Origin of the sequence: Exiguobacterium sp. s122 (assembly GCF_018618475.1) — a bacterium.
In the GTDB taxonomy this organism is placed as follows: domain Bacteria; phylum Bacillota; class Bacilli; order Exiguobacteriales; family Exiguobacteriaceae; genus Exiguobacterium; species Exiguobacterium himgiriensis.
Genome location: NZ_JACSMD010000001.1, coordinates 751,203 through 771,641, shown reverse-complemented (window position 1 = coordinate 771,641; position 20,439 = coordinate 751,203). Strand labels below are relative to the sequence as shown.

23 protein-coding genes and 1 riboswitch are annotated in these 20,439 nt (G+C 49.1%); of the genes, 6 read left to right on the top strand and 17 right to left on the bottom strand.

Annotation, left to right across the window (positions count from 1 at the left end):
- Positions 1-17: 17 nt before the first annotated feature.
- The gene (locus KNP92_RS03950; RefSeq protein WP_214837473.1) at positions 18-872 is read right to left on the bottom strand and encodes a Rossmann-fold NAD(P)-binding domain-containing protein; all 855 of its coding nucleotides are present in this window, start codon (positions 870-872) and stop codon (positions 18-20) included.
- Between the two features lie 141 nt (positions 873-1,013).
- Between KNP92_RS03950 and KNP92_RS03945 the strand changes: the two genes are divergently transcribed.
- Positions 1,014-1,244, top strand: coding sequence for a hypothetical protein (locus KNP92_RS03945; RefSeq protein ID WP_214837470.1), 231 nt, complete (start codon positions 1,014-1,016; stop codon positions 1,242-1,244).
- A 40-nt stretch (positions 1,245-1,284) separates the two neighbouring features.
- Here KNP92_RS03945 and KNP92_RS03940 read toward each other — a convergent pair whose 3' ends face one another.
- Entirely contained in the window at positions 1,285-1,641 is a 357-nt protein-coding gene (locus KNP92_RS03940; protein WP_214837468.1) for a HesB/IscA family protein, read from the bottom strand.
- Positions 1,642-1,738: 97 nt separating this feature from the next.
- A riboswitch (FMN riboswitch) is annotated at positions 1,739-1,880 on the top strand.
- Positions 1,881-2,040: 160 nt separating this feature from the next.
- On the opposite strand from KNP92_RS03940, the gene KNP92_RS03935 reads away from it, so the two are divergent.
- The gene (locus KNP92_RS03935) at positions 2,041-2,628 is read left to right on the top strand and encodes an ECF transporter S component (protein WP_034804154.1); all 588 of its coding nucleotides are present in this window, start codon (positions 2,041-2,043) and stop codon (positions 2,626-2,628) included.
- 19 nt (positions 2,629-2,647) lie between these two features.
- Here KNP92_RS03935 and KNP92_RS03930 read toward each other — a convergent pair whose 3' ends face one another.
- The 3 genes from KNP92_RS03930 to KNP92_RS03920 form a co-directional block, all read right to left on the bottom strand.
- Entirely contained in the window at positions 2,648-3,193 is a 546-nt protein-coding gene (locus KNP92_RS03930; RefSeq protein ID WP_214837465.1) for a 2'-5' RNA ligase family protein, read from the bottom strand.
- A gap of 67 nt (positions 3,194-3,260) precedes the next feature.
- Entirely contained in the window at positions 3,261-4,472 is a 1,212-nt protein-coding gene (locus KNP92_RS03925) for a NupC/NupG family nucleoside CNT transporter (protein WP_214837462.1), read from the bottom strand.
- 202 nt (positions 4,473-4,674) lie between these two features.
- A complete protein-coding gene (locus tag KNP92_RS03920) occupies positions 4,675-4,911 on the bottom strand; it encodes a YuzB family protein (protein WP_214840191.1) in 237 nt (78 codons plus the stop codon).
- Positions 4,912-5,009: 98 nt separating this feature from the next.
- Here KNP92_RS03920 and KNP92_RS03915 point away from each other — a divergent pair, with 98 nt between their 5' ends.
- Entirely contained in the window at positions 5,010-6,065 is a 1,056-nt protein-coding gene (locus tag KNP92_RS03915) for an NAD(P)/FAD-dependent oxidoreductase (RefSeq protein ID WP_214837458.1), read from the top strand.
- Positions 6,066-6,095: 30 nt separating this feature from the next.
- On the opposite strand, the gene KNP92_RS03910 is transcribed toward KNP92_RS03915, so the two are convergent.
- The gene (locus tag KNP92_RS03910) at positions 6,096-7,382 is read right to left on the bottom strand and encodes a globin-coupled sensor protein (protein WP_214837455.1); all 1,287 of its coding nucleotides are present in this window, start codon (positions 7,380-7,382) and stop codon (positions 6,096-6,098) included.
- 336 nt (positions 7,383-7,718) lie between these two features.
- Between KNP92_RS03910 and KNP92_RS03905 the strand changes: the two genes are divergently transcribed.
- Positions 7,719-9,155 (top strand): S8 family serine peptidase, encoded by a 1,437-nt coding sequence (locus KNP92_RS03905; RefSeq protein ID WP_214837452.1) that lies wholly within the window; start codon positions 7,719-7,721, stop codon positions 9,153-9,155.
- A gap of 42 nt (positions 9,156-9,197) precedes the next feature.
- Here KNP92_RS03905 and KNP92_RS03900 read toward each other — a convergent pair whose 3' ends face one another.
- The gene (locus tag KNP92_RS03900; RefSeq protein WP_214837449.1) at positions 9,198-9,485 is read right to left on the bottom strand and encodes a YuzD family protein; all 288 of its coding nucleotides are present in this window, start codon (positions 9,483-9,485) and stop codon (positions 9,198-9,200) included.
- A 126-nt stretch (positions 9,486-9,611) separates the two neighbouring features.
- On the opposite strand from KNP92_RS03900, the gene KNP92_RS03895 reads away from it, so the two are divergent.
- On the top strand, positions 9,612-9,839 hold the full coding sequence (locus tag KNP92_RS03895; protein ID WP_214837446.1) for a NifU family protein: 228 nt from the start codon (positions 9,612-9,614) through the stop codon (positions 9,837-9,839).
- Positions 9,840-9,858: 19 nt separating this feature from the next.
- Here the strand turns inward: KNP92_RS03895 and KNP92_RS03890 are convergent, their stop codons facing one another.
- Both KNP92_RS03890 and KNP92_RS03885 read right to left on the bottom strand, forming a co-directional pair.
- Positions 9,859-10,638, bottom strand: coding sequence for a TIGR01457 family HAD-type hydrolase (locus tag KNP92_RS03890; RefSeq protein WP_214840190.1), 780 nt, complete (start codon positions 10,636-10,638; stop codon positions 9,859-9,861).
- A gap of 4 nt (positions 10,639-10,642) precedes the next feature.
- The gene (locus KNP92_RS03885) at positions 10,643-11,086 is read right to left on the bottom strand and encodes a DUF86 domain-containing protein (protein WP_214837443.1); all 444 of its coding nucleotides are present in this window, start codon (positions 11,084-11,086) and stop codon (positions 10,643-10,645) included.
- Between the two features lie 158 nt (positions 11,087-11,244).
- Here KNP92_RS03885 and glpX point away from each other — a divergent pair, with 158 nt between their 5' ends.
- Positions 11,245-12,225 (top strand): class II fructose-bisphosphatase, encoded by a 981-nt coding sequence (glpX, locus tag KNP92_RS03880; RefSeq protein WP_214837440.1) that lies wholly within the window; start codon positions 11,245-11,247, stop codon positions 12,223-12,225.
- Between the two features lie 180 nt (positions 12,226-12,405).
- Here glpX and KNP92_RS03875 read toward each other — a convergent pair whose 3' ends face one another.
- From KNP92_RS03875 to brnQ, 8 genes are all read right to left on the bottom strand, one after another.
- Positions 12,406-13,506, bottom strand: a complete 1,101-nt coding sequence (locus tag KNP92_RS03875; RefSeq protein WP_214837437.1) for a YibE/F family protein — start codon at positions 13,504-13,506, stop codon at positions 12,406-12,408.
- 358 nt (positions 13,507-13,864) lie between these two features.
- Positions 13,865-14,542, bottom strand: coding sequence for a DUF975 family protein (locus tag KNP92_RS03870; RefSeq protein WP_214837434.1), 678 nt, complete (start codon positions 14,540-14,542; stop codon positions 13,865-13,867).
- A gap of 104 nt (positions 14,543-14,646) precedes the next feature.
- On the bottom strand, positions 14,647-14,952 hold the full coding sequence (locus KNP92_RS03865) for a hypothetical protein (protein WP_214837417.1): 306 nt from the start codon (positions 14,950-14,952) through the stop codon (positions 14,647-14,649).
- Between the two features lie 157 nt (positions 14,953-15,109).
- The gene (locus tag KNP92_RS03860) at positions 15,110-15,487 is read right to left on the bottom strand and encodes a YutD family protein (protein ID WP_214837414.1); all 378 of its coding nucleotides are present in this window, start codon (positions 15,485-15,487) and stop codon (positions 15,110-15,112) included.
- 49 nt (positions 15,488-15,536) lie between these two features.
- The gene (locus KNP92_RS03855; RefSeq protein WP_214837411.1) at positions 15,537-16,874 is read right to left on the bottom strand and encodes a bifunctional metallophosphatase/5'-nucleotidase; all 1,338 of its coding nucleotides are present in this window, start codon (positions 16,872-16,874) and stop codon (positions 15,537-15,539) included.
- 15 nt (positions 16,875-16,889) lie between these two features.
- Positions 16,890-17,735, bottom strand: a complete 846-nt coding sequence (locus tag KNP92_RS03850) for a DUF72 domain-containing protein (RefSeq protein ID WP_214837408.1) — start codon at positions 17,733-17,735, stop codon at positions 16,890-16,892.
- An 18-nt stretch (positions 17,736-17,753) separates the two neighbouring features.
- Positions 17,754-18,935, bottom strand: a complete 1,182-nt coding sequence (locus KNP92_RS03845) for an MFS transporter (protein WP_214837405.1) — start codon at positions 18,933-18,935, stop codon at positions 17,754-17,756.
- A 109-nt stretch (positions 18,936-19,044) separates the two neighbouring features.
- Entirely contained in the window at positions 19,045-20,364 is a 1,320-nt protein-coding gene (gene brnQ, locus KNP92_RS03840; protein WP_214837402.1) for a branched-chain amino acid transport system II carrier protein, read from the bottom strand.
- Positions 20,365-20,439: the final 75 nt, after the last annotated feature.

Sequence of the window (20,439 nt, the reverse complement as noted above, 5' to 3'; positions counted from 1 at the left end):
TGATGAGAGGCCGTTTTTCATTTGCGGATCGTTTGAAGAATGACTCGGTCGATCCAGTCATCAAGTTTCGTGAAAACGAAGCCTGCCTTTTTCGCCTCGGCGATTGACATGTAGTAGTCGACATCTGTGTCATAAGGCGAAGATTCCCCGTCTTTAATAATGTGGATCGGTTTATTTAAATGCTGACCAATTCGTTCCATGAGCGCGCCCATCGAGATAACCCCCTCGCTCGCTGCATTAAACGGACCGGTCACGTTGGCCCGACCGACCCATTCTAAAAAGGCGGCCGCTTCAAAACTCGAGATAAAGCCCATCTTCGCTTCGGGATGATGGAGGACGATTGGCTCTTCTCGCCGAATCGCATCGACGTAAAATTTGAGACGATCGGTGTAGTCATCGGGACCGAGCACAATCGGCAGCCGGACAGTCGAGACCGGAAACGAGGCCCGGTTGAAGAAGTACGATTCCGCCTCCCGCTTCCCTTGGCCGTAATCGTGTTCGGCATCGAGGTGGTAGTCATAATGGAGCGGATTGAAGTCACTTTCCTTTAGCTCGGCGCCGGGTGCATACACAGACATCGTCGACGTCAGTACGTACTTCCCGACTTGGTCCATAAACGCATCAGACGCAATTTTCGCCTGATAGGGTGTAAAGCAAATGTTGTCATAGACGAGGTCATAACGTTCCCGTGACAAGTCTTTCATCGTCGCCACTGATTGACGGTCTCCTTTGACCGAACGGATGCCCTCTGCCTCCGGTACTTGTAACTGTCCTCGCGTCACAATCGTCACGTCGTCTCCCGCCTCTGCCAATCGAAGCGCCAACCGTTTACCAAAATAGCGCGAGCCACCGAAAATCAACACTTTTCTCATCGTCCCATTCCCTCCTACATCAAAATGACATCTCTTTTCATTTTCCCTCACGGACTCCTGACTAATCTTCCACACTCTTGAATCTTTTTGTTATTCTTATATATATGAAAGAAGAAAGAGGCGAAGCGGATGCATCAGATGATGTTAGAAAAAGGATGGACGTGTGAGGTACCGAAACAGTACGCCATCTACCAAAGCTTATCAGATTTTAGTCGCTATTCAATTCTCGACCAAGAGCAAGAGAGCATCTGCTCGTTCCAAATCACGACCGACACGTGTAAAATCTCAGCGTTCCGCCCTTGGCAACATCACATCGAACTGGATGCGACGTCAAAAGTGATTCGCTTGATTTTGATTGAGGAAATCGACTGAATCAAAAAAAGGCCAATCGTCTGTACGATTGGCCATACGTTTAGCAATCTCCCGGTGTGCCGGCGTTCGAGGCCGTCCGGAAACTCGAGCCACAACCGCATGTCGCGATGGCGTTCGGGTTTTTGATCGTAAACCCACCTCCGAGCATCGACTGCTTGTAGTCGATCTCAAGCCCATCGACGACCCCATGGTCGGCCTCGGCGACGATGACGCGGACGCCGTGATGATCGAACTGGACATCCTTGTCGCTCTTCTCTTCATCAAACCCCATCCCGTACGACAAACCCGTACAGCCGCCGCCTTGGACTTTAATTCGCAAATACTGCGCTTCGGGGCGTTCGGTTTGTTTCATCATGTCGATGACCTGTAGCGCCGCTGACTCTGTCAAATGAATCATCTGAACTCCTCCTTAATTATCTTAATCTCAAGTCAACTCGCTTGAGATTTTGTGAATTATCTTGTATAACTAAACTGTAACAAAAAAAATTAAATCGTTCCATCTTCGGGGCAGGGTGAAATTCCCGACCGGCGGTATTGAAGACACGTTCTTCTCAGCCCGTGAGCGAGCAAGGCGTTGCTTGCTGATTTCGTGAGATTCGAAAGCCGACAGTAAAGTCTGGATGGGAGAAGATGGCGGCATCCGACCGATATTCGGATGTTTTCTTTGACGTGGAGTTTTTCACGACGGAAAACATCTATTTCGTATGCGCGTAAACTCTCCCGATTGTATGATGCAATCGGGTTTTTCTATGCGACGGGTGCCATTCATCAAGGAGCGACAAAAGGAGAGATTTTGATGAAAACAACGCGCAACAAACGATTAACTACACTGGTGACGCTATCGATGCTCGGGGCGATCTCATTCGTCCTCATGCTCTTTAACTTCCCGCTGCCTTTCCTCCCGCCATTCCTAAAAGTGGATTTCAGTGACATCCCAGCGCTCGTCGCCGGTATCGTCTTTTCTCCACTCGCAGGTGTCGTGGTCGTCGCTCTAAAAAACGTCTTGTATTACGTCTTTAACGGTGGCGGCGTGCCGGTCGGTGAACTTGCGAACTTCTTCGCGGGTGTCGCCTTCATGTATCCGGTCGCTTGGTTCTACCATAAACGCAAAACGAACAAAGCGCTCGCTTCGGGTCTTCTCGCCGGAACGATTACAATGGCGCTCAGCTTGGCAATCTTGAACTATTTAATCATCTTACCGGCATACGCGTTCTTCTTCGGGATGGCTGAGATGGCCGATCCGGCTGTGAAGACGAACCTCGTCCTTTATGGAATCTTGCCGTTTAACCTTATCAAAGCATTGTTGATCACGGCGTTGTTCGTCCCGCTCTTCATTAAATTGAAGCCGTGGATCGAACGTCAGCGCATGCAACTTCAAGCATAAGTGGAAAGCACCTAGAAAACTAGGTGCTTTTTTTGAACGTCATTTTATGAATTGTCCTGACATCGTTCGGAGCAACGAGGTGAATGAATGCGACCCCTGTTATTTCTCGATTATACGTTTTGATATGTTCCGAACAGTATTCGTAAGCCGCTAGCCTCTCACCTCTCGTCAACCGGTTTGCGAGTGTACAATGAGGGACCCAGAAATCCGGTAAGTATAAAGAAGCAGGGTCATCGTCAAACTGTTTAAAAATAAAATGATGACGTAGATGAAACTCTCTTAACTCAACCGAGATGGTCGGAGCGAGAAACAACGTACCTGAATGGATAAATGTGCCTAACGTACTGAATACGAAAGGAATGCATTCTTTATTTTGATAATGTGCTTGCATGGTTTCAATAAAAAGCGGAACCTCTACTTGCTTGTAACTTGCAATCGTAAGATGAGGTTGTCGAGCTGGTACTTCATAGGCATAAGAAGAGATTTGCTCGTCTCTTAACCCACTCCACAATCCTTTGATTTCTTCTTCCGTTTTTTTATCAAATAAAGCAATCACAGCATACATTATTTTATCCCCCCTTCAAATAAAAAAGTGACCACCAAAGTGATCACTTGAAGTATAACGCATTCGATTAGAGAAGAAGTCCAGCGAGTGTTGCTGACATCAAGTTCGCAAGCGTACCTGCGAGAATCGCGAGAACACCCATGCGTGCGATATCACCGCGACGGTTTGGAGCCATACCACCAAGACCACCAAGAAGAATCGCAAGCGACGAGATGTTAGCGAATCCACAAAGCGCGAACGCCGTCATGGCTTCCGTACGAGCTGAAAGCTCACCCGTACCAATGATTGGTGCGAACTCAGAGAAGGCAACGAACTCGTTCAAGACAAGTTTTTGTCCAAGGAAGCTACCAAACTGAACGGCATCTGCCCAAGGGACACCGATGACGAACGCGAGCGGAGCAAACACATAACCAAGAATCAATTGAACCGTAAGGTCACCGAATCCGAACAAGCCACCGATTCCACCGAGAATCAAGTTGACGAGTGCAATCAATGAAACGAAGGCGAGAAGCATCGCACCGACGTTCAACGCGAGGAAGAGACCGTCTGAGGCACCACGAGCGGCCGCATCGACAAAGTTTGCTGCTTTGTTCTCTTCATCTTCCGCGATTTCGATGTTGTCATCTGGCTCATCTGTCTCAGGAACGATGATTTTTGCGAACATAAGACCTGCCGGAGCAGCCATGAAACTTGCTGCGAGCAAGTACGAAAGAGGTACACCAAGTGCGGCATATCCAGCAAGTACCGAACCGGCAACCGACGCGAGACCACCGACCATGACTGCGAAGAGCTCCGATTGTGTCATCGTCGGAAGATACGGTTTGATGACGAGTGGTGCCTCAGTTTGACCGACGAAGATGTTCGCCGTCGCCGAGAGCGACTCTTTACGTGACGTACCGAGCGCTTTCGCAAGTGCTGTTCCGAGGATCCGGATGACCCACTGCATGACGCCGATGTAGTAAAGAAGCGCGATGAGTGAAGACATGAAGACGATAATCGTCAAAACTTGGAACGCGAAGACGAAGTTGTCGCCGCCTACGGCTGTACCGAAGACGAAGCTGATCCCTGCGTTTGCCGTGTTTAAGACGTTTTGAACCCCTTCCGAGATCCAAAGCAATACTGCTCGGCCAGCCGACGTATAAAGGACGAGGAAAGCAAATAAGAATTGGATAGCGAAGGCCGCTAACACTGTGCGCCATTTAATGGCTTTACGGTTGGTTGAGAACATGTAAGCGATTGCAATTAGTGCCAAAATACCAACCACACTCATGATTTTCATTGGTGTTGTGCTCCTTTCATATTAGGAAAAGCTATTATTTGTGTCATACCCGAAACAAGATGTGTCCTACCGTTTGAAACGCTTTCTTTTTTTGATGTTAAACGTCAGACAACCTACATTCGAACCTCTTTGAATATAACAGACCACTTTTAAAAAAGCAACGGGTCAAAATGAAAAAAAGTTTGAAGAAACTCCAAACTTTTTACCATGCCATTTCTTCGATTTTTTCATATACGTTCGTCACAAGTCCCTCAGGTGTTTCTCCTGTCACGACCTCTCCATCGACAAGACAAAACAAGTCGATCGAACAGACGCCGCAATAGCCGGTACAGCCATACTCGACTACGTCGAGGTCAGGGTCACTTTCGAGCTTGGCGCGAGCGATTTGGGAGCCCATCGCTAAGTTCGAGGCACAGAACTCGATGATTGGATTCATCATTGCTTTCACCGTCTTTCTTTCCTTTAGAATCAGGAAAATGGTTCTTCTACGGCAGATTATAACATGATACAGTTAAAGAGTAACAAAGGGGGATTTTTATGCGCAAATTAGTCGTCTTAGGAGGCGGTTACGGGGGAATGCGTGTCATTGAACGTGTGCTCAGCCATCAGCTGAATGACGTATCGATCACACTCGTCGATCGCCTGCCTTATCATGGATTAAAAACAGAGTATTATGCTTTGGCCGCGGGAACGGTGTCAGATCGTGACATCCGAGTCGACTTCCCGGAAGGAATCGACTACATATACGGCCAAGTGACGGACATCGACACGAATGACAAAATGGTACTCCTTGCAAGCGGGGAAAAAGTTCCGTATGACGACCTCGTCATCGGGCTTGGCTGTGAAGACAAATACCATAACGTGCCCGGTGCAGCCGAGTTCACGTATAGCATCCAGACGCTTGAAGAGTCTCGGAAGACGCAACAGGCCATCAACGGGCTCTCACCCGGTTCTGTCGTCTCCATCGTCGGAGCCGGACTGTCTGGCGTCGAGCTCGCCAGCGAGCTTCGTGAAAGCCGCCCGGATTTAACCGTCCGTCTCTTCGACCGCGGTCCTTCCGTCTTATCGTTCTTGTCGAATCGCGTCTCGATGTACGTCCAGTCCTGGTTCGAAGAGCACGGTGTCGACGTCATCAACAACGCCAACATCACCCGCGTCGATGCAGACGGGTTATGGAATCACGACGACCTCTTCCCATCAGATTTGATTGTTTGGACGGCTGGCATTCAACCGGTCGCCGTCGTTCGGAATCAAGGATGGGAACTCGACGGCGGTGGTCGAGTCAAGTTGACACCGCATCATCACGTCCCGGAAGCACCTGATGTCTTCGTTGTCGGGGATAACGCAAGTTTGCCGTACGCCCCTTCTGGTCAATTGGCAGAAGCCCAAGCCGAGCAAATCGTTCAAGTGCTTCTCTGTAAATGGAAAGGTGTATCATACCCGGACCTTCCGGCAATCAAGTTGAAAGGTACACTCGGATCGCTCGGAAAGAAGGCCGGATTCGGCGTGTTCATGGGGAAACAATCGCTCACTGGGAAAGTGGCCCGCTTACTCAAGTCAGGGATTCTGTGGAAGCATAAAGTCATTAAATAAAAGAAGCGGCGCGCGCCGCTTCTTTTTGTTTTAAAATCGTCTTGACGTTTCATTTAATTCTATCGAGGAATCGGCAATCTGGGCAGTCGCACGTTTCAAGTCGGTGATGACATCGACCATGCCGCTAATATCTGTTGCCAACTGCGCCATTTGACCGTCGGCAAGTTCTGAAGCGTCTGAAATGCGTGAGAACGTTTCATTGATTCCATTCATTCGTGACATCGACTGTTGCATCTCACGCTCCGTCATGACGACGCGTCTTGACGTCTCGTCCATCCGCTTCGTCAACCGTTGAATCAAATTACTCACTTGTTCCGCTGATTCTTTCGATTGATTTGCCAGTTGCCTGACTTCTGTCGCGACGACATGAAACCCTTTCCCTTGTTCACCGGCGCGCGCGGCCTCGATCGCTGCATTTAAACTAAGCATGTTCGTCTGATTCGCGATTCGTTTGACGGCCTCGGCGATGACGACGATTTCCCCAGTCAGCCCTTCAAGCTCGTGAATATGTTGAGCTGAGACCGTTAAATCATCCGCGATTCCCCCGAGGGCATCGGATTCTTTTTGAATCGCCAACTTCCCTTCTGCTGAAGACTCTCGCATCGCTTTTAACTTATCTGTTGTTAAATCACTCGTCTTTTCCATTTCAAGAGCACGGTCGTTCATCACTTGATAGTTGGCCATTACTTCTTCGGTCATAGCCGCCAAATCTTCGCTCGCTTTTTGGACCGCTCTCGTTACCTCAAACTTGATTGCCTCGATTTCACGTCGTACTTTTTCCGCCTCATCATCAAACATCTCGAGTACGATTTGTTGTTCGAAGTTAAAAATTTTTGAGACGGCGACGATGAGTTTGATTTTTGATTCACTTGATAATGCTTCTTGCTCGATGGCCCATACGATGTTCTCAAAAATCTTTTGAAACGCTGCGATATACCATTTGCCCTGGAGACCAATCAAATGATGTCGCTTTGCGATCGCTAACCGTTTATGAATATACGTGTCATCTAACACCCCTTCGAACATCTCCGCAATGTGATTCGACAAGGTCAACCTCAAACGGTCAGATGAGGAATGCTGTTGAATCATTGCTCGCATCTCTTCTATCTTCTCAAGTTCTTCATAAAATACATGGACTAACGTCGGGGTCAAAGCTTGTAATTCGTTTCGATATGCTCGAAGTAGCGCTAAATCCTCTCGTTCAAGAAGAATGAGTCGTCGTTGTGCTTCCATCTTGTCGTTCAATTTGATGACGACGAACGACAGTTCTGAAGAAGTTTGCAACGAGACAGTGGTTGGCTTTTGTTTCAAGAACATGTAAATACCCCCTTTGTTGTATATATCGTATGGAGCCAACAAAAGTTTATAAGCTCTCCCTCCCATTTAAAAATTTTCCTTCAAAATCGTTGGTTCGACAGGAGTAACGCTATCTTCTTATGTTTTCCTTTGTTCCTCTAACTAAGACTTAAGTCCTGGACCGATGTCCCCGATTTACCATTTTAAATATTCAGAATATTGATTCGATTGACATCTACTTCCCAATGGAAATACTTGTTACATTATTGTCACGGCTACCTAGTCATTTAATTCTCCAGCTCGAGCGACCTAGAATCAGATGGCAACGTGCCAAAATCATCTCAAGGGGGAACCACATTGAAGAAGAAGAAACTTTGCAGCACTGTCCTTGCCTCACTTCTCGTTTTGTCATCTGCTCCACAAATCGCGGATGCGTCAAGTGATAACGGAAAAGAGCGTGTCATCGTCGTATTCAAAGACTCGGCTAAGAAGAACCCACTTTCTATTCAAGGACTTGAAGTGCGTCAGCAGTACGCGAACATCCCGGCCGCCGCACTCGAAGTGCCGAAAGCTGCCCTTGCTGGGTTGAAGAACAACCCGAACATCGCCCACGTCGAGCTCGATCAGACCGTACAAATCGAAAATCAAACTCAAGACTGGGGCATCGCCAAGTTGAAAGCCCCTGCCGCATGGCAAAGTGGCTTCACAGGAAAAGGCGTCAAAATCTCTGTCGTGGATACCGGGATTTCACAACACCCTGACTTGACCATCTCGGGTGGTGCTTCATTCAGCAGTGTGACAAGCTCATACGCCGACGACAACGGTCACGGGACTCACGTTGCCGGGATTATCGCCGCTCGTAACAACAGCATCGGGACGGTCGGGATTGCGCACGAAGCAAGCATTTATGCCGTCAAGGCACTTGAAGCGAACGGTAGCGGGAGCTTATCGAGCATCATCGCGGGAATTGACTGGTCCATCTCGAATCAAATGGACATCATCAACTTGAGTTTAGGGACAACAAGTCCGTCGACTACGCTTCAACAAGTCGTTGACCGTGCCAATAATGCAGGCATTCTCGTTGTCGCGGCGGCAGGTAACAATGGACGCGCTGATGGTACAGGCGACCTCGTCAACTACCCGGCTCGTTACAGCTCGGCCATCGCAGTCGCAGCGACGGATATCAACAACAACCGTGCCTCGTTCTCAGCGACAGGTAGCACAGTCGAAGTCGCCGCTCCAGGCGTCAGCATCAATTCGACCCTCTCAAACGGTGGCTACGGCCCGATGAGCGGAACGTCGATGGCGACGCCTTACGTTGCCGGTAACTTGGCGCTCATGAAACAAGCTTACCCGTCACTTACGGCTTCACAGCTTCGCACACGCTTGTCGCAAGACGTGATTGACCTTGGTCCGACTGGCCGCGACACGTGGTTCGGTAACGGGCTCGTTCAAGCGCCAGCTTCAGGCGGCACATCACAGCCGGTCCAGGCACTCTCTGCGACGGTCACCACGTCAAAAGCCATCTACACGGCTGGCGAGCAAGTGTCCATCACTTCGACGGTCCGTAATTCGAACGGTCAAGCTGTCGCCAATGCGGACGTTCGCGTGACGGTCACGCAACCGAACGGCGCGACGTTGACTGGGACAGGGAAAACGGCCTCGAACGGATCCATCACGTTCACACTTTCAACAACGTCTTCATCTGTCAAAGGGACGTACCAAGTAAAATCTGACGCGACGCTCACAGGCTACACAGCCGGATCGGCGACGACATCATTCCAACTTCGTTAAACAAAAGAGCCGGACGCATCTATGGACGCGTCCGACTCTTTTTTATGCTTGTTCAATGGCGGCATACACTTTTCGAAGCTGGACGACCCCTTCGTCCACGACTTCGCCGTTCAAAAGGACGAGCGGATAAAACCACTCATCTTGTTTAATCGCCTCGGAAATCTCATCATCGACCGTCTCAAAATCGATGTATTCAAATTCAAAGTTATGTTCTGGATACTTTCGTCCGAGTGCGCTTTGCAACCATTCATATGTCTCGATTGAACTCGGTGCCCCGACACAGCTCGCACACTGCACTTCGGCCCCATACACCGTGATTTTCATGTTCATTCCCCCTCTTCTCTTCTATTATACAAAACTCATGGATTGCCATCGCCACAAAACGCTCAGCGTTAATGATTGAGAAACACTCTCAAACTTGCTAGAATAAAAGAGAACCAGAAAGGGGTAGATACCATGGAAATGTTCGATCAAGTCCAAGAAGTACTCGATAAATTACGCCCGTTCTTGCTTCGCGACGGCGGTGACGTCGAACTCGTTGACGTAGAAGAAGGCATTGTCAAACTCCGTTTGATGGGTGCTTGCGGCAGCTGCCCGTCTTCGACAATCACATTGAAAGCCGGGATTGAGCGCGCGCTCATCGAAGAAGTAGCCGGCATCGTTGAAGTAGAACAAGTATTCTAAGCAAAAAGGGAGACGTGCGTCATCCCTTTTTTTCGTGAATCCATTCATCTAGGCTCTCGACCATATAGGTCGGGAGCTTTTCTTGTGCTTGGATGAACGCAGGTCCATGGACGCCTGAATTGACATGAAGCGTTTGAATCCCACCGTTGATACCAAATAAAATGTCTGTGTGGTAGTTATCGCCGACCATGACGACTTCTTCTTTTGAAAGACCGATCATTTCTAACGCGATATCGACCATGACCGGTTCTGGTTTACCGATGAAGAACGGGTCTTTCTCAGTCGTGACAGCAAGCACGGACGTGAGCGCCCCGTTTCCTGGTAAAAAGCCGCGTTCGGTCGGAATGGCGATATCCCCGTTCGTCGAGATGAACCGCGCTCCGCCTCGAATCGCGAGCGCCCCTTTCGCTAACTTCTCATAAGTAATATGACGGTCAAGTCCAATCACAACATAATCCGCTTTCGGCTCGTCCGTTATGGTAAAACCGCGCTCTTCTAACGCGATGCGAAGTCCGTCTTCCCCGATCATATAGATTGTCGCCCCTGGCGTCATCTTTTCAATATATCGTGCTGTCGCCATCGCACTCGTCAAAACGTGCTCCGGTGTCACATGGACACCCATTCGGACGAGTTTGTCCGCGACTTGGGCCGGTGTCATCGAGGCGTTATTCGTCACGAATAAGTACGGGAACCCCGTCGCCTCCAATCGATTCACGAAATCGACCGCTGCTTTAATCGGTTCAGTCCCGGCATACAGCGTTCCGTCTAAGTCAAACAAATATCCTTTAATCGAATCCATCCAATCACTCACTTTCTGGTAGAAATGCCGACACGGGTCCGAGCTCGACTTCGAGGTATCGGCGGACCTGGTCCGGGAACGCTCGGAAGTCTTGTAACGAGACGGCTGCCCAATCATCAAACTTTGTGCTATCCGAAGTCACGAACTCACGGACGTAATACGCCCGTAACGCTACCAACGCCTTCGTCGCTTCCGCGGTTTTCGCATCGAGTACACGCTCATCAAGCAAAATATCGACGATGTCCTCATAACTCCCCGGGTCACGCATAATGAAGCCGTCAATCATCGAGTTCCCGACGTCAATGACGCCCTCCATCAAGTGGACGGCGAGCCGTTCCTTTGCCAGTTCGACCGTGAACGCGTCCCCGACGAGTCCATCGATTCGGTCGAGCATCGATTCCATATGGGCCAATGTCGCATTGATTTTTTCTCTATTCACAAAATACATTCGAATCCCCCCTGCTCTTTATCATAATCGTTTTTAAAGAATGAGAAAAGAAACTCCCCTATTTACATCATTTATTTTATTGTGATACACTAATTCACGGATAAACACTTTAATTAGTATGTCACATTAAATAGAGCTTACGTGGAGGGTACAACACTATGGAACGAGAATTAGCGTTAGAAATCGTACGGGCAACAGAAGCGGCAGCACTCGCCTCATCAAAATGGATCGGTCGCGGTCAGAAAAATGAAGCCGACGATGCAGCGACGTCAGCGATGCGGGAAGTGCTCGGCACGGTCAACATGGATGCGACGGTCGTCATCGGCGAAGGCGAACTCGATGAGGCACCGATGCTCTATATCGGCGAGCGTCTCGGGACGACGTTTGGACCGAAAGTCGATATCGCTGTTGACCCGCTTGAGGGGACATCGATTGTCGCCAAAGGTCTCGGGGACGCGATGGTCGTCATCGCGGTCGCAGATAAAGGTGCCCTCCTCCACGCACCAGATATGTATATGGACAAACTTGTCGTCGGACCGAACTTGAAAGGGAAAGTCTCGCTCGATGAGCCGCTCGAATCGATCATCGAGAAAGCCGCTCTTTATAACGGAAAACGGATCGAGGAAGTGACGGTCATCATGCAGGACCGTGATCGTCATGAGCATTTACGCCAAGCAGCCATTCAAATGGGCGCCCGCGTCAAGCTATTCGAAGATGGTGACGTGTCGGCCGGAATCGCCGCAGCCGTTAAATCAAATCCGATCGATATCTTCATCTCGACGGGCGGCGCACCGGAAGGCGTCATCACGGCAGCAGCCGTCAAGGCGCTCGGTGGCGATATGCAAGCGCGTCTGCACCCGATGAACGAAGAAGAGACGGCACGTGTCATCTCGATGGGGATGGAAGATCCGCTCCAATTGCTCACGCTCGATGACCTCGTCAAGAGTGACGACTGCATCTTCGCCGCAACCGGTGTCACGACGGGTGAACTGCTCGATGGCGTCAAGTTCTTAACGGATGATATCGTCGAAACGACGTCGCTCGTCATGCGCTCGAAGACGAAGACGATTCGAAAAGTCGTCGCCGAGCATACGCTCTCGCTCAAACCGTATTTACAGAAACAACCGGTGAACGTCTGATGGATGTAAGCTGAACTGAACCCTGGATGGCAGTCCTCTTTACAAAGGATACGCCTCCAGGTTTTTTTGTCTGAACGCGTTCCATCGTCCATTGTCTCATGTACGAAGACCGAAAAAGTGGCTCCGGAGCAATACCGGAGCCACTTGAATTCAATTAAATAACGGATACCCGGATGTTCGTCATGAACCTGTGTTACGGTCACCGACTACAATCGTTTTATCTTGTGCTGTCTGAATTTCCCCTTTACTTAATAGGAAGGCCGAGACAAGCGCAGTGATTGGGATGGCAAGTACGAGACCGATACTTCCGGCAAGCGTCCTTAAAATTTCGACTGTAAAGATTTCCATATGAATCAATTCACCGAATGGATACTCATACGCGTTCATTAATAAAAGAATAGGAAGAGAGGCACCGACATAAGCAAGAATTAACGTGTTCGCCATCGTACCCATGATGTCTCCGCCTACGTTCATTCCGGACTTAAACAGGTCTTTGTACGTCGCCTTTTTATGATTGCGTTTTATTTCTTCAAGTGATGAGGCAATCGAAATCGCGACATCCATGACCGCGCCTAATGCACCGATGATAATGCCGGCTAGTAACAGTCCTGAAAGGTCAATCGACTGTTCCGAATCGAGCATGCCGAGCATGACTTCTTCTTCTCCGTGAAAACCGGATAGTTTCATCAGGCTCATGAATAGAAAGGAGATGAAAGCCGCTGCTCCTAATCCGCCCACGGTCCCGGTAATCGCAGCAAACGTTTTCCGGGAAATCCCGCTCACGATCAAGAACGTGAGCGTCGTGACAATCGCACCGGTAACGAGGACGAGTAAGACTGGATTATACCCTTCCAACAGATAAGGAATCATAAACTTGAAAAGAATGAAGACGGTCAGCCCTAACGTAATCACCGACTTTAAACCTTTCATCTTACCAAAGAAGAGTAACAGTGCGATGAACAGCCCGCCTAGTATATAGGAAGGGACATCACGCGTATATCCAACTGGATAGGCGCGAGTGATTTCACCGTTTTCAACCTGTAATCCAATGGTGATCCGTTCCCCTTCTTTAAACCAAAAGTTACTGTTCGAATAATACGCGTCTACATAATTGTAGCCGACGACCTCGATTTCTTGTCCTTTAAATTCGCCTGTTAAAATTTCGACGTTCATTTGTTGAAACTCTCGTTCCACTTGCGTCATGTCATCGATTTCCGTTCCTTCATCTATTACTTCTAAAACGCGAGCGGTAGTATTGACCGTATCCGGTAACTCATGCATCATTTCCTCTTCACCGGGGGTTGAAGGCGACGACGTATAACTTGCAAGAGAAGTAGCTGGGGTTAATAGGAAAGTGAGTAACATGAGAGTGATTAATCTGAGCATGAGATTCGTTTCTCCTTTGTGTGAGTTCAGTCTGATAGACAATGCGCAATTATTATAACAAAGGAGCAAAGTTATTCATTTATCGTCTTGATTTTAAAACTAAAATGTAATACATGATATGAATGTCTTTGTTTTATTTACGTTGCTGATATACTTTTTCTTTTCATAAAGGGTTAGACCATTATCCGCCCGCATAAAAATGCGACTATCTCGTAATGAAGAGATAGTCGCATTTCTTAATTTATTTACAGATTTAAAACCCAGTCGGAACGTCCGATGAATGATCCGTCATATACTGGGGTTCCGGACGATGTTCTTTTTGAATCGAATCGTAGAACGTCGCGTACGTCGTCGAGAAGTACGGATAGATGAACAAGAAACCAATAAAAAGTGTAAACAGTCCGACAAAGAACCAGCCGATGAACGACAAGACAAGCTTGAACGCCTCCATCTTATGACCGTCCATCAAGCGGCGCGATTCGGTGATCGCTTCGAGCGCTGTCAGTTCAGGATTGTCTCGCAACACGTAATATGTGAGCGAGTAAGAAAACGCTTTGATAATCCCTGGAATCACCAATAACAACGACCATAAGAAAATAAAAAGTCCCATCAAGAACGGCGCGAGCACGTGTTTCACGTAGTTGTTACGGAACGGTGCGAACATTGTCGAGATGACAGGTTTACCGCCACGCGATACATCTTGCGCAATCCATGACCATCCGATCGAAAGTGGTGCAATTAATAGTGATAAAACAACCGAAACGAATGATAAGATTGACTGGTTCGTCGTCGGAACTGTATCCGGGTCGATTGGTGGGGAGATTACTTGTGGAATCGTGTTCAGCGCCGTGAACACAATCAAGATTCCAGCGAGGAGCCACCATTTCCCTGCCATCATTTCACGCGCATGTTTTTTCCATTGTGCTGTCATAAAATCCATCCTTTTATTTTAGTCTTTTCTTAGTTTACGTGAAAAAGCTTGAGAAGTTTCATGAAAATGCGAAAAAAGGGAAAAAGGTTTTCCCTTTTCCCCTTTCAATACATCACATTGCCTAAGAAAAATTGCGACATCGATAAAATTAATAAGAGCACGCCAACCGCAACCGCGACAAGTGAGGTTGCTTTAAACAGACGCGTTCTTAAAAATGCATGTCGGTATTCGAAGCGACGGATGAACAAGACGTGCGTTACTTCAAATAAGATTACTGCGGCGGTAAAATAAAAGGTCATGATGCTTCCAAGTCCGAAAAACAACATCGTCAACAGTCCTAACCCTAAATTGTGAATCCGGTTATGGACGTCGTCACGATCGCCGACAGTCGCCATATGTGCGTGTTCCATCCACTCACCTCTTCCGTACCCTTAAAACACTGAACGAACATCTTATAAACAAAGTATCACAATTTTTAAGGGTCTAAACCTGTCACACCGTCTTTTCACCTAAACGAAACACTTTGGAAAAGATTGTAACAAAAAAAGCGCTGATGTCATCAGCGCGTCATGTTTCGGTAGATTCGGTTTCTTCTGCTTTTTTAAATTTCCGCTTCAACTTGAGCGGTTGTTTCGTTCCACCAAAGACCGGACCGTCTTCCGCCTCATCAATCTCCGTCTCTTTTTTCAACACAAAGAACGGACAGCCGAAGTTACAGTATTCATACACGTAATCCATCATATGGTCGATTCGATTATCGTACGTGGCAAACTTCGATTTGGCTTCGTAAAACCCTTTCAAACGAAGCTGACCATGTCCCCAATCCCCGACGATATAGTCGTACTTATCGAGCACATCGCTGTAACGCGCGATGAACGCCTCTTCGTCAAACCCGTCCCGTTTTTCTTCGATGACGGTATAGCCGTGGCGATTCACTCTAATCATGACTCACACCTCCACATCCTTATCATATCATGCGCTCTCCTCTGCCGCCTCATCCTTTTCGAAGGACGTGATGACGCTTAATCGTCTCTTGCAGTACGTCTCGTAACAGCTCCGGCATGAAGTATCGTTTTTGTTGCTCGGCCAAATACGGGAGCAGGGGTCCAAACGTGAACATATCGACCGTAGCGATGCGATACCGATGCGTCGCCTGAATCGCTTTCCCTGCAATCGTCCACTGCCCTGAAATCGACTCGATGTTTTGAAGCGCCGGCAATCCGAGCACGGTCCCGCGGAATCCGAGACCACGGACGTGCATCGATGTGAACGCTTCTTCGTGTACGTCTTCTAAAAAGCGGATGAGTGTCGTCCCGTCAAGCGTCAACACACAAGGATTAATCGGATGTGGACAAATCCGATGGAGCATGTCGAGTGTGACATCACCTGCTGGTAACGGATCCAAGAGTACGCCGGAAGGAATGACACTAGCCTCGGCGTCACACCACTCTGTCAATCCTTCTGCCAATAGTGACGCGAGCGGGGATGGACCGAACCAATCCGACGCATAACCCGGCGTGACGGCGACGGTCACATCCAATAACTGCTGCGCTGTTGTGAATTCCTCTTTTAGCATCTGCTCTGTCGCTTGATCGAACGTCCGGTCTGACAAATCATGAAGCGTGGCCCGCTTTTCGGTGACGCGTCCTGCATCAATCGAAAGCGTCACTTCTCCAACGTATTTGCCAAACTTCCCGGCTTGGGCGATTAAGACCCCGTTTTTCATGACCCCATCGTCGAGTACGTGATGCGTATGCGCCCCTAAGATGACATCAAGTTGCGGAAACGCCTCAGCGAGCCGCTCATCGGCATAAAACCCGAGATGGCTAAGCGCGATGATGACATCACAATCCGACAGCAATTCGAGCGAGCGAGCCGTCGCCTCATGCGGCGATTCGACTTGCCAGCCGAGCTCAGGATACAACTCTTCATAAGGCGCGGTCACTCCGAATAGCCCGACTCGCATACCGGCCCGTTCTAAGACGAGCGTTTCTGTCACCCAATCTGGACGCGTCCCGTCTTGATGGTATACGTTCGCAAGAAGCACCGGGAACGTCGCGTCCTCATACAACGCGTCAAGCCAATCATGTGGAAACGTAATCCCTTCATTATTTCCGATCGTCACTGCGGTCGGTTCGATTTCGTTGAGCAGGCGAACGTTGGCGTGTCCTTTCGTCACTTCCGTTGCCGGGTTCGTCCGGTCGGCATGGTCGCCAAGGTCAAAGACGAGCGTGTCCGCCTGTCTGCGTTCATTTAAAAATGAAACGAGTTGTGGCCACGCATGAAAGGTTGAATGTAAATCGTTGTAATGAAAAATCGAAATCGTATCCATGGCCGCCCCTTTCTTTTAAAACAAACTGATTTGGCTCGGCGCAAGTTCATACTCGGTACCGAGAATCTCAATCAAGCGCTTCGCGTTCGGTACAGCGTCGCCGGCCGAGTTGTTGTTGAAGTACACGTACACTTCCTCTGCATCTTCATCGACTTTTTTAAGCGCTTCTGCCAACTGTTGCAACTCTTCTTCACTATAGCGGTACAAACATCGGACGTGACGCCACTCTTGGCTCGTCATCCCGGGTTTTCGGAGCCAGCCAGAAGTATTGCGGCCATGAAGACGAACGACGGCGACGGATGGATGTGTCACGACCGGCACGAACGGGATACTACTCTCTTTCGTCTGCGGTTCGTCACAAATCGTATTAATGAACCGTTGTTCGGTCAAAAAAGCGAGTGTCCGGTCACGAAACGCTTCCGAGAACCAAGTCGGATTGCGGAACTCGATGGCAATCTCGTAGTCTGCGAGTTCCGAACGAATTGTCCGCAAATAGTCGAGATGCGGTTTCGAAACATCAAACCACGGTGGGAGCTGAACGAGTACTGCTCGTAACTTCCCGGCCTGTTTCAAAGGTTCGACCGAAGTCCGGTACCGTTCGAAGATTTCGGTGAGCGGCAATTTCGGTTCTCGGTCATGTCCGCTCATTTCCCTGGAAACTTTGACGACGAACTGAAACGTGTCCGGTGTCTCATGATTCCATTTCTCATAATTTTTAACCGGTTGAATCGCATAGAACGAGGAATCCACTTCTACGGTTGGAAAATGCCCGGCATAAGTCGACAGTTTATGTTTTCGTTCTTCCGGGGTCGTATAGAGGAGATCATGGTCTCCCCACCCGGTCACACCGATATAAATCATCGTTCATCCCTCCTCCGTTTACTGTTCGAACGTAGCGACCCGTTTCCGTTTGGTCCAGTTCAGCGTCCCCCCGAACGTGATTAAGAGTAGGGCGAGACCCATAATGAACGGATAGCGCATATCAATATCAAATGCAATGCCAGCGAGCGTCGGGCCGACGATGTTTCCGATACTCATATAGGCGTTATTCATCCCCATCGCGAACCCTTGTTCTTTGTCGGCCATTTTCGATACGAGCGTGTTGAGCACTGGACGAAGGATGGACGTCGACAAGAAGATGATCAGCGTGACGGCGAAGAAAATGGCATATGACCCCGCAAACAGCGAGAACAAGAAGCCGAGCGCCGCGAGCATGATGAAGATGAGGACGACTTTGATTTCCCCGAACAATGACACGAGACGGTCGACGGCAAAGAGCTGGACGATGACGCTGACAATTCCTGTTCCTGTGATCATGACCGCGATTTGTTGCGGCGTCGCACTGAACGTCTCGCTTACGAATAATCCGAGCACCGACTCATACGCCATGAGCCCAAACGCCATGACCAAGTTGATGACGAGTACAAAGAAATAAGGTTTCTTCGTCGATGAGATGAGCTGGCGCGGTAACGATTCGTTATCAGCCGTGACCGGCGCGACTTCGCGGTCCGGTTCTTTCAACAGAATGATGGACGAAATCACCGCGACGAACGATACGATGGCCGATAAGAGAAGCGGCGCTTTCAGTCCGAACTCGGCAAAGAACCCACCGATTCCCGGCCCGATGACGATACCAAGTGACATTGCCGCGGAAATATAACTGTTTCCTTTTGCTCGTTGCTGGAGCGTCGTGATATCGGCGACGTAGGCGAAGATTGCCGGGATGAGAAGTGCCGCACCGACACCCCCGATTGCCCGAGAAATAAGTAAGACGGTCAAGTTATCAGATAAGTAAAAGACTCCCATCGACACGGTGAAGCCGATTAACCCAGCGATGATCATCGGACGACGGCCATATACATCGGCCCATTTTCCGGCAACCGGCGACATGAGCAACTGGGCACCGGCAAAAACAGAAATCATCAGCCCGGCGGCCGTCCCGCCTTCCCCGATCATCTTCAAATAGTCGGGAATGATGGGGATGATAATACCGAAACCTGCGACGGCGATGAACATGTTGAGCATGAGAATCGCCAATTGTTTATTTTGTTTTGTAGTCAACGTTTGTCACTTCCTTTTCATCTATTCATTTTACTTGTTCAGGATTGGAATGAGCAAACGATAAGACAGCAAAAAACCCATCCTTGACCAGAGGATGGGTTTGACTCAATTATGAGATTCGTGATTGGACGAGTTGTTCACGTGACTGTCGTTTCGGAAGAAACAAGGTAATCACATACACAATCAATGTTGGAACTGCCCAGGCGAGCCCGATATCCGCCATCGGCAAGTTCGTGATCCAATTCGTAGCCACTGTTGGCTGTAAGCTATGAACCGTCTCAAAGAGCGAGAGAACGAGCGCCGTATAAACCGTCGCTTTCATCGCAACATGAGGGTTGCGTTGAAGTCGTTCTGTGATTGAGACGAGGACGAGTGCAATCATAACTGGATATAAAAGAATGAGAAGTGGTACGGCGATTTGAATCAACGTATTGAGTCCGACGAGAGAAATCAAGTAGCCGAATAGTGTCGTTGCGATCACGACTTGATAGTACTTAAGCGACTTAAACGTCGTGCTGATGAAACGAGAGAACTCTGTGATCAGGCCAACTGCTGTCGTCAAACAAGCGAGGAACACGGCTGCTCCAAGAGCGAGCATTCCAACTTGACCGAATGAAGAGCCAGCAAACGTTTGAAGCAATGTCGCACCGTCTGTTGCCCCTGTGACGCCTGCCATATTCGCACCGATTGAGCCGAGCGAGATATAGACGAGCATCAAACACGTGACAGCAAGGATTCCTGACGTACGAAGAAGCGAAGACGCTTCTTTTTGATCAGACATCCCGTTCGCTTTAAGCGTGACGAGTACGATGGCCCCGAAGACGAGAGCGCCGAAGACGTCCATCGTCAAATACCCTTGTTTGAATCCTTCACCGAGCGCTCCAATCCACGTCTCGTAGCCTGCTGCCGGAGCTGACGGCGTCCCGAGAGGAGCCACGAGGTTCGTGATTCCAATCGCCGCAAGCAAGAACAACAAGATTGGCGTGATGATGCGACCGATGATTTCAATCAACTTCTGAGCACGGAGCGTCAAGAAGAATGTCAATCCGAAGAAGACAGTTGAGCTGAGAGCGAGCGTGAGCGTCGATGGTGCACTTAAGAACGGCGCAAGTCCCATCTCATACGTGACGGCTGCCGTCCGTGGAATCCCGAAGAACGGTCCGATTGCCACGTACATTAGTCCCGTCAAAAGGAGCGCTAGTCGCTTCGGAATATACCGAGCGATTTGATCAGACCCTCCACCGACTCGCGCAACCGCGAAGAGTGCTAGGAGTGGGAGACCAACGCCAGTAATGACGAAGCCAATCATGGCCGGAATGAGGTTCTCACCCGCCATTGCCCCTAGCATCGGTGGGAACAGTAAGTTCCCGGCCCCGAAGAATAACGCGAAAATCGTAAACGCTAACGGGAATAATGTCGATTTTTTCATACAACTACCTCCACATACATTGTAATACCTTCCGTGTGATTAATCGTACTAAATGACTAAATTTTCTGACAAATA